General features: G+C 40.5%; 9 protein-coding genes and 1 pseudogene. 5 read left to right on the top strand and 5 right to left on the bottom strand.

Features of this window, described 5'->3' with window-relative positions; translation table 11 throughout:
• The first annotated feature begins 226 nt into the window (after window positions 1-226).
• The 3 genes and pseudogenes from C7B62_RS20520 (at window position 227) to C7B62_RS20510 (ending at window position 2,432) form a co-directional block, all read left to right on the top strand.
• A complete protein-coding gene (locus C7B62_RS20520; protein ID WP_233220078.1) occupies window positions 227-469 on the top strand; it encodes an NfeD-like protein in 243 nt (80 codons plus the stop codon).
• A gap of 288 nt (window positions 470-757) precedes the next feature.
• Window positions 758-1,222, top strand: a pseudogene (locus C7B62_RS27245) (flotillin family protein); the annotation flags it as partial.
• Between the two features lie 61 nt (window positions 1,223-1,283).
• A complete protein-coding gene (locus C7B62_RS20510; RefSeq protein WP_106241596.1) occupies window positions 1,284-2,432 on the top strand; it encodes an alanine--glyoxylate aminotransferase family protein in 1,149 nt (382 codons plus the stop codon).
• A gap of 48 nt (window positions 2,433-2,480) precedes the next feature.
• Here the strand turns inward: C7B62_RS20510 and C7B62_RS20505 are convergent, their stop codons facing one another.
• The 3 genes from C7B62_RS20505 to C7B62_RS20495 all read right to left on the bottom strand — a co-directional run bounded on the left by C7B62_RS20505 (window position 2,481) and on the right by C7B62_RS20495 (window position 6,873).
• Complete coding sequence (locus C7B62_RS20505; protein ID WP_106241593.1) at window positions 2,481-3,212, bottom strand: DUF3153 domain-containing protein; 732 nt, start codon at window positions 3,210-3,212, stop codon at window positions 2,481-2,483.
• A 25-nt stretch (window positions 3,213-3,237) separates the two neighbouring features.
• Window positions 3,238-4,542: a TldD/PmbA family protein gene (locus C7B62_RS20500; protein WP_106241590.1), complete on the bottom strand. Its 1,305-nt coding sequence runs from the start codon at window positions 4,540-4,542 to the stop codon at window positions 3,238-3,240.
• A 72-nt stretch (window positions 4,543-4,614) separates the two neighbouring features.
• Complete coding sequence (locus C7B62_RS20495; RefSeq protein WP_106241586.1) at window positions 4,615-6,873, bottom strand: ribonuclease R family protein; 2,259 nt, start codon at window positions 6,871-6,873, stop codon at window positions 4,615-4,617.
• 660 nt (window positions 6,874-7,533) lie between these two features.
• On the opposite strand from C7B62_RS20495, the gene C7B62_RS20485 reads away from it, so the two are divergent.
• Both C7B62_RS20485 and C7B62_RS20480 read left to right on the top strand, forming a co-directional pair.
• Window positions 7,534-8,307, top strand: coding sequence for a hypothetical protein (locus C7B62_RS20485; protein WP_106241579.1), 774 nt, complete (start codon window positions 7,534-7,536; stop codon window positions 8,305-8,307).
• 197 nt (window positions 8,308-8,504) lie between these two features.
• The gene (locus C7B62_RS20480; protein WP_106241573.1) at window positions 8,505-8,816 is read left to right on the top strand and encodes a DUF6679 family protein; all 312 of its coding nucleotides are present in this window, start codon (window positions 8,505-8,507) and stop codon (window positions 8,814-8,816) included.
• Between the two features lie 28 nt (window positions 8,817-8,844).
• Here the strand turns inward: C7B62_RS20480 and C7B62_RS20475 are convergent, their stop codons facing one another.
• Window positions 8,845-10,509, bottom strand: a complete 1,665-nt coding sequence (locus C7B62_RS20475; protein WP_106241567.1) for an MBL fold metallo-hydrolase — start codon at window positions 10,507-10,509, stop codon at window positions 8,845-8,847.
• 454 nt (window positions 10,510-10,963) lie between these two features.
• Entirely contained in the window at window positions 10,964-12,889 is a 1,926-nt protein-coding gene (locus C7B62_RS20470; protein WP_106241564.1) for a sodium:proton antiporter, read from the bottom strand.
• Between the last annotated feature and the right edge of the window lie 654 nt (window positions 12,890-13,543).

Genomic DNA, 13,543 nt, shown 5'->3' with positions numbered 1-13,543 from the left:
GTCCTATGGTTGGGGGATCGGCACTAGTGCCAAACAAAGCAATTTTTTTCATTAATGGCTAGTTAGTGAGTTTAGTTTTGCTAATAAGACTAAAATACGGAGAAAGCAAACGAGGTCTAACTTTATGATTATGAATGCTTTTTAATTAGATCTAATATATCTAACTTACTATCAAGGCAAAAATCTCTGGGAGATCACAGTTAGACAGTAGCAGTATGACAAGCCCATGAACTATTTTCTGTTAACTATCACCGTGATTTCTGTCACCGTGGGTATTTTCATCGGAACATTAATTGTCTGGTTTATTTATTTTTGGCGACAACGAGAGGTTGTTGATAGCTTAATGAAGCCAGAAGATTTAATCGGTTTATGGGGCATTGTTGAACTGCCTTTTAATGTCGATAGTAAGGGTAAAGTGAGAGTTAAAGTTAAAGGTTCAATAGTAGAGTTAGTGGCACTCACCCGATGATCAGCAAGAGTTTTTACGGGGCGATCGCGTCTTGATTATTCAGATGTAGGGCAATAGAGTTTGGGTCGCGCGCTAAAATATTGCAGAAATTTGCAGGAATTTAATTATGACAATTCACCACAACCATTCAAACATCAAACTGCAAAAAACTATAATTGCACAGCTGGAAACACCGCAGTTAAATATTAACAATAATTTAGATAGCTTATTTATACCGATGGTATTGTCTTGAGGCATCTTCGGTACGATACTTTTAGTCTGGTTTCTCAACTCATTCTTATGTGTCTGCAAACCGAATTAGCTGTTCAAAATGAACGGATCAAACAGGTAAAACAGCAGCTACAGGCAGATATAGTCGCCCCCGCCGAGGCAAAGTGCAAACAAGCGATCGCCAAAGCGAAAGGAGACGCTGCTAGCATTATCGAAGATGGGAAAGCTCAAGCTGAAGGTACGCAACGTCTGGCAGAGTCTTGGAAAGCAGCAGGAACAAATGCTAAAGATATTTTCTTGTTCTAAAAGCTAGAAACTTTAATGAAAATGATGGCTGAGGGAGTACCCAACGTGCAGGTTGAAAGCCTAACTGTAATTGATGGTAAAGACGGTAGTAAAGCCACTTAAATAGCTTCTTTTGTGGAACAGCTAAAACAAGCTACAGGGGTAGATGTTGCCCAGGTAGCAAATAATTTAACTAGCAACGAGGCAGTTAAATCAGTTAAATCAGTTAAGAAACTGCAATCAAAGGAGATTGAATAATAACCCCCTTGATACACTTGATACATTAAGCAATAACCAAACCAGTTGAGAGATTAAAGATATGGTTGCAACCACAGGAATCAGCGATCGCTATCGCCTTAAAACCAAACAGCTTGATATGCCTCCCCGCATCTTGTTAGGGCCGGGCCCAGCCAACGTTAATCCCCGAGTCTTAGCAGCCACCAGCGTTAGTCCTGTGGGGCATTTAGATCCAACCTATCTCGCCTTGATGGACGAGATTAGAGATTTGTTGCGCTATGCTTGGCAAACAGAAAATGAATTAACGATCGCCGTGGCAGGAACAGGAACAGCAGCAATGGAGGCGACTCTGGCTAATTCCGTTGAACCTGGAGATGTGGTTTTAGTCGGGGTTAAAGGCTATTTTGGTAATCGCTTAGTAGATATGGCAGGGCGATATGGTGCAGATGTGCGCACGATGACTAAACCTTGGGGACAGGTATTTTCTCTTGAGGAGATTAAAAGCAACCTAGAAACCCATCAGCCAGCTATTCTTGCTTTAGTTCATGCTGAGACTTCTACAGGCGCCCGCCAACCTTTAGAAGGGGTGGCGGATTTATGTCGTCAGCATAACTGTTTGCTGCTGGTAGACACCGTTACTAGTTTGGGTGGGGTTCCATTATATATTGATGACTGGGGTATCGATCTAGCCTATAGCTGTAGCCAAAAAGGCTTGGGCTGTCCTCCTGGGGCATCTCCCTTTACCATGAGTCAGCGTGCTGTAGCCAAGCTAAACAACCGTACTAAACCTGTGCCTAACTGGTATTTGGATATGACCCTATTGGCAAAATACTGGGGTGAACAAAGGGTTTATCACCACACTGCACCGATTAATACTAACTATGGCTTACGGGAGTCCTTGCGCATCGTTGCCGAGGAAGGATTAGCAGAACGCTGGCAACGTCATCAACGTAATGCTGAAATGCTTTGGTCTGGTTTAGCTGAAATTGGTTTAAGTTGTCACGTAGAGCGAGAATTACGTCTACCTACCCTAACCACAGTCAAAATTCCTGATGGTGTGGATGGCAAAGCGATCGCTAAACAACTCTTAACCGAATACAATATTGAAATTGCTGGAGGCTTAGGAGAATTAGGCGGCAAAGTCTGGCGAATCGGCTTGATGGGTTACAACAGTCGTCCTGAAAATGTTTTGTTGTTGCTTGATGCCTTGGAAAAAGTTTTAAAGTTTTAGTTTAAACTTGAAATTTAAGGGCGAATACCATTCGCCCCTACGGTTAAATTACGCCATTCCAGGAAAACGACGATATTTGAGTAAGTAACCTAAGATTCCTAAGAGAATAATAATTGCTGCGCCGATGCCGAGAGGACTAGGTAGCCAAAACACGGCCTGAATATGGTTGATCTCTCCTGGGTTTAGTTGCCAAACCAGACCTTTTTGGAGAGGATTGATTGTGGGCTGAAGATTATCTGCATTAGAGATACTGTGGGCAATCCAGGGAGTAGTTAACTGAAACTTTAAGTTAGCTACGGCATCGGGGTTAATAATAATTTTATCTTGAGTCAGAACCTTTAACGCCCTCAAGTCGATCGCCAGATCTAAACTATTTCTTTCTACAAAGACTAAATTGCTTTGATGTATTGATACCTGGGAATTAAGCTTGATTAAATCTAGTTTCTCTTTAGGAATAGTGGCATTAGGCATAATATTAGTTTGGAAAAGCTGATTAAACTTCTCGGCTAATTCTGCACCGTTACCAAAGGGGATAGTTAGTAAAAGTTCTTGAGTATTAAGCTTTTTTACCTTGCCATCTAATTTACGAGATCGCTTTTCTAGGCTATTTAACCACTTTTTCGTCTCGCTTGGCGCTAGGTTACTAAGCTGATCGCTAACTTTAATCTGCTGCGTAATCTCTCCGCTATAGGGAGTTGCAAAATTAACCCCCACCTGGTAGTCAACACAGCCTGTTAGGAAAGTAACCAAACACAAAACAATCGGCAACAAAAATCTCATAGCATTACTGATTATTAATTACTAATTACTGCCTCGCTGCGACTCCTAAGCCAGCAAACAAAATATGAGGAACATATGCACTACTCCCAACCCATTCAGGGCGATCGCTTAAATCGACGAGGTTAGAAAAGGCTTCAAAAATATTCCCTGCTACCATTGTATCTTTTACTCTACCGACGATTTTACCCTGCTCGACTTTGTAACCTAAATCTATATTGACCGAAAATTCTCCAGCCAAAACATTAGACTGTCCTGCACCCAAAACCTGATCGACAATAATGCCTTCTGATATTCCCTCAATGAGCTCTTCTACGGATGTTTTACCAGGAGCGATACAAACATTAGACAAACTGGGGCTAGGACGGGAAATTCCGCCCCGAAAACCATTTCCACTAGAGTTAATGCCATGACGAGCAGCCCAGCGTCTATCCCAATAAAACTGCTTAACTAAACCTTGCTCAACCAGATATTTCTTACTCGTAGGCACTCCTTCATCATCAAACTCACAGGCAGAAACCCCAATACTGGGATCTTCAAATACAAAAACGCGCTCATCAGCAATCTTCTCCCCCAGTTTATCCGTTAAAGGAGAAGCTTTTTGAACAATTGACTGACCAGAAAAAATAGTGCCAAACATGCTGCCTAGAGTGCTACTGACCGCACTGGGAGTAAATAAGACAGGATAAGTCCCGCTAGTAATCTTGGCTGCCTCTTCCGCCTGCTGATACTTAGTAATCAGCTTTTGTAAGATCGCTTGATAGTCGGGTTGGCGATCGCGCGTTACTTCATAGGTATATGCCTGTAAAAAGTCTTCCCCACGAACTAAATTGCCTGATATGACCGCACTTAAACTCTGACTGTGTTGTTCTGTATAAACATTGGTGGTGGTGGCTAATTTCGCTTGGCTAGTGCCACTATGAAAGCTGACATCTACCAAAATATCAGGATTATATTGATGCACTTTGCTAATCAAATCTTCTCCCACTCCCACTAGAGCTTCTGTAGTAGGTGGCTGATAGTTACTTTTACTCTCCACTGAATTAACGTTTTGAGCAAAGTCAAACTCCACTGGATCGCCAATTTCCGCAGTGGCGATCGCCCCATCGACTAAATCTTCTAAGCGAGTTAGATCCGTCGAGCTAGCAAAGCCCAACTTCCCCTCGGCAATTACCCTCAAAGCGATCCCTTCAGCAGCTTTTGTTTCCAGAGACTTGAGACGATTATTGCCAAACTCAATTGGCGTATCTTGACTAGCAACATAAAAAACCTCCGCCTCAATTCCTTTTTTCTTGGCCAGGTCGATTACCTGTTCAACTATTTGATTCTTCAATCCTCTTGCTCCTTAATTTTTTGCTAATTTAGTTTTTGGTTTGTGGTTTTTAGTTCTTTGTAACTAATAACTTTACTCCTCTTCCCAGTCAGCATTTTGCGCCTCACTACCACCACCAACAGTAACCAGATCGATTTGTTGACGATAGTAATCTACGCTTTTTACCTCTACTTCAACGCGATCTCCTAAACGATAGGCGGTACGATTTTTTCTCCCTACCAAACAACTATTGCGAGAACGATATTCATACCAGTCATCCTTAAGAGAGCTAACATGAACCAAACCTTCTACTAGTAAGTCTTCAATTTCGACAAAGAAGCCATAGGACTGTACCCCTGTAATTAATCCTTCAAAAATCTTGCCAGTGCGCTTTTTCATCTGTTCAGCTTTTTTTAATCCAGCCAAATCTCTTTCTGCGTCTTCTGCCTGTTTCTCCCGATCATTTAAAAAAGGTAACGTGGTTTTAATATCAATTTCAATTTGTTCCTGAACAGTCGGAGGTAATACCTTCCAATTAATCTGTCCATGACAACTGCTACTAGTCAAGTCTATCCCTTCTTTGGTTCGGCTGTGACGGCGATCGCGTCCATGCTCAAAAACGGCTTTGAGAATTCGCTGAATAATTAAGTCGATATATCTTTGACCAGGAGAAATGCAGTGAGTATATCCTTCTTCATAAGCTAAACCAAAGTGTTTTCCTGGTTTGGTCAGATACTTAACGGGTTTAAATGTACTTTGCAAGAGATAATTCAACACCATTACTGCCGAAGAAGTATCAAACTGTTCTGTTAAACGTTGATAGTCGTGAGAAGAGACTTTTTCTTCGACATTTAAATCAATATCTAAACCCAAGTTACTCCCTAGCTTAATTAAATCTTCTAATTCTTCTACATCAGGCTCGGCTTGGGTGCAATAGATACCTGGTAGTTCTAATGCCTGTAGATGCTCTGCCACTGCTTTTCCTGCCAAGATCGTCAACTCAGTTAACATTGAATGAACAGGCAAAGAAGCAACGCCTAAGATTGCCCCGACTCTACCCTCATCTTTAAAGAGGCTATGATTTTCTGGAGTAGTTACTTCTAAACCTCCTCTTTGGAGACGTTGTGCCTTGACTAGAGGACTTATGGTAAAAAATAAGTCTTTTAATGCTGGCAGTAGACTGGCTAATTTTTTCCCTGGTTTTTTCTCGTCACTAATTAATTCTTGAGTCTCTTGATAAGTAAGCTGGTGGTCTACCGAAATCACCGTAGGAATAATTTGATACTCACTAGTATTACCTTGAGAATCAATAGTTAACATCACTGAAATTGTTAAGCGACTTCTGCCTGGGATTAAAGAACAAAGTTTGCTAACTTTTTCGGGAAATAAAGGTAAGACTTGTTTGCGTAAGTTAACGGCTACCCCGCGTTTTCTGGCAATGCGATCTAGGATGGTGTCTTGTTCTATGTAGTGAGCAACATCGGCAATATGAACTCCTAATTGCCATTCTCCCAAACTCGTTTGTTCTAAAGTAAAAGCATTTTCAATCCAAGAACTGTTGGCGAGATTAAATTCTGATTCAATGGTAAAAGTGAGTTTATCTCGCAGATCGTGACGATTTTTAATTTCTGCTGCGGGAATTCGCGCACCAGGCAAGGTGGAAGTTGCCTTAATTGCCTTTTCGGGAAACTCTAGGGGTAAATCGTGTTTACAGGAGACAATATCAACATCCGCTGCTTCTTCGGCATCACTCCCTAAAACTTTGGTTATTTGTCCTAAAGGAGGAAGTTGTCCGAGGGGATAGCGTAATACTGATACGTGAACCAGATGTTCTAAAGCTGCCTTCAGGTCTTCTTCTTTTTCCTTCAGGTCTAATTCAAATAAGAGGCGGTCGTCTAGAGGAACTGCTTTATATTTTGTCTCATTTTCAATTACGGTAGCTAATAATGAAGGATTAGAGCGCTCGAGGATTAATTTAACTTCTCCTTCTGGGGAACGACGACGACTTCCTTCCTTGATAATTTTGACAAAGACGCGATCGCCATTCCAAGCATTGCTTAAATGACTTTCTCGCACATAGATATCATCGGCACTCTCTTCCTCTTGGATCGCAAAGCAAAATCCTTTACTAGAACATCTTAGTTTGGCTTCGACCACCTTATCTTCATAGATCCGACGATACTTTCCTCTTTCTTTGACTAAAACGTTGATTTTTTCTAGAGCATCTAAGGTAATCTGTAATTTATGAGTACTCTCCTCATCTTCACAACCTAATTTCTTTTCTAGATTTTTACCCGCAACCAGCTTATCATCAACGAACTGAGCAAGTAATGTGGCGATTGAAAATTCCATCTAAAAATTATCCTTATCCAATTTTAATTTAGTAACTACTACAGAAGCGAAGAAAACTATAGTAACTCGTATGTGTCTACACACTCCCTATATTTTTCTCAGCGGTCAGAGCAGCGCGAAGTTGCGTTGCGGGGGTTTTCCCCCGTTGTCCTAAAGGATACACCTTCGGATAAGCAAGCTTCGTAAGAAGGCTCTGTCGTTCTACCCTCATGAGTAAGGGCAAGCGACGGAGTAATCTCTGACTGAGACGGAAACTATCTGTTTCACGGCTTTTCCTCAATGGAGAATCAATGGTTTTGAGCGATGGCCAGGCTAAAATAACGAAGTGTGGGTCGTTGAGCTCTACCATCACCTTTAACTGATTGATGTCGTAGGAGTTATGAGATAGTATACTCCTTACCTTATATGCTGCAAAATCATCCTGGATAGTTATTAACAAATAGTATTCTAGACCCGTCTTCTAAAAGTTGCTTCAGCTTCTCCTAATGCTGATGAGATTATTAATGGACTACTTGAGCAGCATAATTATAGATGAGCCAGTTTTAACTGTTGGTATAGGATGCTAATATCGCAAATTTCCTTTAATGCAGCGCCATAAAGCATAGATTAGTAGTAAATTGGTACTGAGATAATTAAAAATAAAACTCAGAATTTAGAATAATGACCCTAGCTAAATTTCGTCATCAATATCCTCAAGGAAGTTTGGTCAGTGAATTAGTCGAGATAGACCGAGGTACATACATTGTTAAAGCCCTAGTCCAAATAGATAATCTTATTTTAGCTACTGCTCTTGCAAGTGCATCCACAGTAGAAGCTGCAGAAGATGCTGCTAAAGAAAGAGCGATCGCCACCTTGTGTTTAGATCTACAGCCAAATATTAATTCTCTCTTACCCCAGCCTGAGACAGCAAAGGTTGAGGTGCAACCTGCCACTCTATCTGTCAATCCTGAGATTAAATCAGAGGGAACTAATAATCATAAAATTGTTAATTTTTCTAAACCTCAAACTGAATCAGCTACCCAAACTCAAAATTTAATCTCTGAAACTATTACTTCCCCGACTGTAATAGAAGAGCCACTTCCACTTCCTCAGCCAGATTTGTCAGCACAAGTCTCTCCAGTAAATTTAGACTACCCAACAGAAACTAATTTATTTGGTGATACTTTTTCTGCCGAAATCCCCACAATCTCTACAGTTGAAGATAACCAAGTTGATGTTGCTATGAGTCAGTCTTCTCCTGAGCTAGAAGCAATGGATTTTAATGAAATTAAACAGAAAACCGACATTGAAATCAAACGTTTAAGCTGGACTAAAGATCAGGGCAAAGAATTTTTGATGAGTCATTATGGCAAAAGGAGTCGTCTACACCTTACAGATGAGCAGTTGCTAGAGTTTTTGCGTTATTTAGAAAAATTACCTAATCCAGTTAAGTAATAGCTTTTTGGCACACACTATCAAAATGACCCAGATTTGTGTGAAGTACAAAATAATCTTGGTCTGGTTACTTCAAAATTTTGTTAATCTCTAAAGATAAGAAGAATAATATACTCTTGTATCATCGTACCAAAATAGCAATAATAGATACAATCAGATGCAAGAGAAAAATAGGAGTTACTCGTACAGGAGAATTCATGCTACACCGCAAGATTTATCAACTCTGTCAAGATGGTCGTGAAGTTTGTATTTTCTTGCGGGATCAACAACGCTGGATTGAGAGCGGTCGTATTGTTGATTTCGAAGGAGATATTGTTACGATTCGTTACGAAACTGAAGAAGAAGATGAAATTAGCTCTTGGGAGGAAATGGTTCGTCTAGAGAGCATTGGTGCTGTCACCAAAAAATTAGCTTCGGTTTCTAAAATTAATACCGAAATTTTGGTTTCCGATGATTGTCCTGAAGCAGAGCAAATTTATCCAAAATCATCGGAACACAATCAGGAGTAGTGCTGTGGTTATTCAGTCAGATGTTTAATTAGTTAATCTTATCGACTTCATCGACTTCATTGGCTTCAAATACAGGACAGTAGCCTTCAGGAATGACTTTGAAGCCATAAAGGGGAGAAAATTGATTCCAACAGTGCTGATTGCGATAGTGCAAGCAGCGCTCGCAGCAGTCTAAATCGGCTGAGATTCGCCCCTGACTATTGGAGTTTAATAGTTCTCTTTGGGATACTCCTTTAATAATTAGCTCATTACCCTGCCAACGAGCCTGAATGATTCCCGTGTCTGCTACCTGCTTCCATCGAGAGTCGTTACTAATATGATCGGGTAAGACAATAGCGATCGCCGATCCAGTTTCATTTAGTTCTCCTTCATAGTAAATCGGTTCGGGAGTCTGGGGCTGCACAAAGCGATCGCCGATAGGCAGTTCTAGCAAGATCCCAGTAGCGGGGGAATGTATCTGATAACGATTACGCAGTTCTTCTAGACTGGCAAGTTCGAGTAGATAATTTAAAGAGCCATGAACTAAGATGACGTGCTGTGGTCGCAAGTTGTGAATTAATTGTGTCGTATTTCGCCCATCACTATGCTCAGCCAGCAAGTAAGTTTCAATCTCAATTGAAGACAAGTTGTGTAGCAATTTTAATTGGGGGGAATCTGGATGAATATAATTTAAAGGATGTTCTGGCAACAAGATGAGCCATTCAACTACCTTATCAGACATATAGCTCCATAAGTTACTGCGATAATCTACCAGAAAAACTCGACGATTTTGACTAGCAGCAAAACGATTAGGATGATTGAGGCGGCGCATGCGCGGACAAATTCTCTCATCCCAAAACAGGGCTTGATGTTTAGCAAAATTTTGCACTGATACAGGAAATTGAGATAGTAACTCAAGATAAATATCACAGGTCAAAGCAACTGAATCATCCACCCAAATGTCTAGATCTCGTCCTGTAAATTGATGATGGGAACGCAGTAACTTGAGAATCTCTTGTCCTAAACCAATTGGGGGGACGGGGAGCAATACGTCTTTTCCTGCTTCTAAGGCACGATTAATCCGCTCCATTAACTGTTTTTCTTGAAGACGACGATGAGGATGACGCATCGTACCGTAGCTTCCTTCTAAAATCAGTACATCTGGTGATAAACCACGCAAATGTTCGATGGACATTCCTTCAACTAACTGAAAGTTAGAAACCGAAAAATCGCCACTATACATCACGCGATAACTACGCTCTGCTGTGGTATAGGTAATGATAATAGCTGCTGCGCCAGGTAAGTGTCCAGCGGGTACTACTTCAATTTGCAGGGTTTCGGTAATTTTTAAGGTTGAACGCCAGGGTAGCGCCTGACACCAGTCAAAATTTTCTGATATTTGACCAACCCAATTACATGGCAGGAGTTTAGCTGTAACCTCACTAGTGTAAATCGGTATTTGAGGAAAAGCTCGATGTAGATCCAACAGCCCACGACAGTGATCCTCATGAGCATGAGAACAAAAAATCAGATCCGCAGGAGGTTGACCTGGTTTTAGTAATGGAGATAAATCTTTTAAACCACAATCTAGCAAAATGCGATATTTGCCCAAACGTATCATTAAGCAAACACCTTCATCTTCATGTCCTGCTGCATAAGTAAAGCAGGATAAAGGCAGGGAACTAGATTTTGTTTCTCCCTGACGCATTTTCATAATCTTTACTCCCAATAACCCGAATTAAGCTTAATCTCTAACGTCATTTTGGTGAACGTCTTTAATTAAAATCTTAGGTTATGTCAGGAAAGAGATTTATTTTTAATTGAATAAAAGTAAATTTTTTAAACCGATTAAAAATTAAAGGCTGGGTGAGTCGTTAGCTTTTGTCTGAAGCAAAAGATAGACCAAAAGCTAAATTTAAAACGGAGGCGACAACCAACCAATTAATGAGCAGACCCATTGCCATCGTATTTGTCTGTGTCATAATAACCACCCTTTGTACCAAAATACAAACAGGCCACTGTGAAAATTCCTGTTAAAACTAAAATAATTAACTTGACATCCATAAAGCTCAAAATTTATTTAGTTGACTCTACATACTATGATAGTGCCACCCCTTTAAAATAATTCTGCAAAAAATCTATTGAATTAAAAAGCAAACTAAGAAAAATTAAATAGCTTCTTCAATCGCCTGAGAAGAGATTTGAGGAATTGGCGTAGCTAAGGGAATTTCTTCCACTTCAGGTAGCTTCTCTAAAAGCAAACGAGAAGATTGATTGCCTCCAGAAAGACGTTTCAACAATTTTGGTCTGGGGTCATGAATCAAATAATAAATTTCGTCCCCTGCCTGCCATTCTTCATCTGCTACTGCCACTTGAAAGCTATCTCCACGCTTTACTATTAGCGGCAGCATTTCACCAGCGCGAATTAAAGCTTGCAGATGAGTCGATTTAAAAGAAAAGTCCGATTCTTGAATGATGGTTCGACCTAGTTTAATTTGACCGTCATCAACATAGCTATTCCACATTTTAATTGGTAACTGAGAAATTAATGCCTGACTAACTTTGCTGGCGCTGTTGCCTTCAGTAGAGTTGCTTTGAGGGAAAGCAGCTAGTACTCTAGGAGGTTTAAATTCTTCTGCTGCTCGTTGAGCCAAGACTAAATTTACTTCACCATTATTAGTTAAGGCCAAAAAAGTTCCCATAGATTCTATCCCCGCTTCCGCTAGAACCTCGGCATCGAGAGCACTGCTTTGAAAGACTGGTAAATTATCAGCTTCAGCCTTTTTACAGGCATCAGGATCAGTATCAATCATCACCACTGACTCCCCCAACTGCTGAAACAGGCGACCCATAAAACGACCTAATCCATTGCAGCCAATAATTACCGCTCCTTTAGCATCGCTAGAAGTGATCTTCAACCAGTTGGCAACCCATCGAGCCGTTAACCCTTGGAAAAAAACCGTCATTAAAATAGTTAAGAAGACTAGAGCTTTGATTGCATCTCCACCATTGATTCCTTTTTCTGTTAATAAAATCGCAAATAGAGAGGCTACAGAAGCCGAAACGATTCCTTTCGGGGCAATCCAAGCCAAAAAAGCCTTCTGTCGCCAGTTAAGATCGCTGTTCCAGGTGCAAACAGCAATACTGATAGGTCTGATCACCAACATTAAAACAGCTACCGCCAGCACGCTACCCCAGCCGAGGGCAAAGACACTGGGAATAGAGAGATCAGCAGCCAACAAAATGAATAACACAGAAACACATAATACTGTTAGCTGTCCTTTAAATCTTTTTAACAGCCTCTCTTCAGGGAGAGCTGAAGCTTTAACGACAATGCCAGCAACAACGGTTGCCATTAGTCCAGACTCGCTCCGTAAACTCTGGGAAAGTGCAAATAATCCCCACACGCCAGCTAAAACTACCAGGTTTTTTAGTTCATCAGAAATACTGTTTGCCTGTTTTAACAATAATCCCAGCAACCAGCCTCCAAGTCCACCAACGAGGGCACCGATGCCAAGGCGCAACAGTAAGCCACTCATGATATCCATTGGTGCAGCATTGGTATTGAGAATAGTATTTAGCACCACTACTGCCAGAATTGCCCCTACGGGGTCAATGAGGACTCCTTCTCCTTCTAAAAGGGTTGCTACCTGGCGATCTACTCTCACCTGTTTTAATAGTGGACTAATGACGGTAGGTCCAGTCACTACTACCAAAGAAGCATAAAGAAAAGCGATCGCCCAAGGAAATTCTGCTAACCAGTGAGCAGCCATTCCTCCGCCAATAAGAGTAATTAAAGTACCGATAGTGACTAGGTTACGCAAACTACCTGAAACTTTTCCTAGTTCTCGTAGCTCTAAATTCAAACCTCCTTCAAACAAGATAATCGCCACAGAAAGAGCCACTAACACCTCTAGTCCAACTCCCAAGTCATGAGGATGAAGGATATTTAGCGAACTCGATCCCAAGAAAATGCCGAATAGCAACAGAAAAACAATGCTGGGGACTTTAAAATATTCGGCGACAACTTGGGCGCTGATACCTGCTAGAACGGCAATAACTATTTGAATGGTAATTTGAAAAGATTCTTCCATAAGCTCATTGAAAAATTAGCGTTCTATGCAGGCTGTTACTTAAGAGTTCAAAAAACAGATTGCTCAACTTGGTAAGGTGGCTTTTTGGTCCTCAAGGATAAGCTTCCCATTTGCGAAGCTTCCCACAAAAAACGTACCGTAATTGCTACCTTATTTCACTTACCATTTAAGTATATTAGTCAATCTAAAAATTGTGGATCTAAGCAAAAAACAAGCTTGATTTAGTAACTAGTTTATTTCACCAAGTCCAAGGAATCTGGTCTTTTGAAGAGTTTTAAAAAATTTCTTGACGCAATTAGATGATTAATTAGAAAGGTTTTGAGAGAAACTGCTAAACTTTTTACATAAGCTCTAATAGTATTATGATTTTTGGCGATCGCAACTACTTGATGCTGAATTTTAGTATCTTCATTTTAAATTGTTCTACTATCTTCTTTTAATTATGTGTCCAAGCGAACCTAATTAATTTTAGCTGAGATTGAACTAATTGGATAATTTGAATTATTGCCAAACAACTCAGCAATTAAGAAAAAACAAAAAACATTATTGAGGATGGATTAAGCGAGTTGATATCGACAGAATAAGTATAAACTGGTTAAGGCTAACTCTCAACGCAAAAATTCGCGCAACCGTATTTGAGACAAACTTAGGTGA

It is taken from the genome of Pleurocapsa sp. CCALA 161 (assembly GCF_003003995.1).
Classification (GTDB): Bacteria; Cyanobacteriota; Cyanobacteriia; order Cyanobacteriales; family Xenococcaceae; genus Waterburya.
Note: the sequence above shows the minus strand (reverse complement) of the source record. Positions and strands in the feature narration are given on the sequence as shown.

Excerpts from the sequence above, each read along its gene's own strand:
- C7B62_RS20495 (WP_106241586.1), bottom strand. The coding sequence starts at position 6,873 with ATGGAATTTTCAATCGCCACATTACTTGCTCAGTTCGTTGATGATAAG.
- C7B62_RS20520 (WP_233220078.1), top strand. The coding sequence starts at position 227 with ATGAACTATTTTCTGTTAACTATCACCGTGATTTCTGTCACCGTGGGT.
- C7B62_RS20485 (WP_106241579.1), top strand. The coding sequence starts at position 7,534 with ATGACCCTAGCTAAATTTCGTCATCAATATCCTCAAGGAAGTTTGGTC.
- C7B62_RS20510 (WP_106241596.1), top strand. The coding sequence starts at position 1,284 with ATGGTTGCAACCACAGGAATCAGCGATCGCTATCGCCTTAAAACCAAA.
- C7B62_RS20470 (WP_106241564.1), bottom strand. The coding sequence starts at position 12,889 with ATGGAAGAATCTTTTCAAATTACCATTCAAATAGTTATTGCCGTTCTA.
- C7B62_RS20480 (WP_106241573.1), top strand. The coding sequence starts at position 8,505 with ATGCTACACCGCAAGATTTATCAACTCTGTCAAGATGGTCGTGAAGTT.
- C7B62_RS20505 (WP_106241593.1), bottom strand. The coding sequence starts at position 3,212 with ATGAGATTTTTGTTGCCGATTGTTTTGTGTTTGGTTACTTTCCTAACA.
- C7B62_RS20475 (WP_106241567.1), bottom strand. The coding sequence starts at position 10,509 with ATGAAAATGCGTCAGGGAGAAACAAAATCTAGTTCCCTGCCTTTATCC.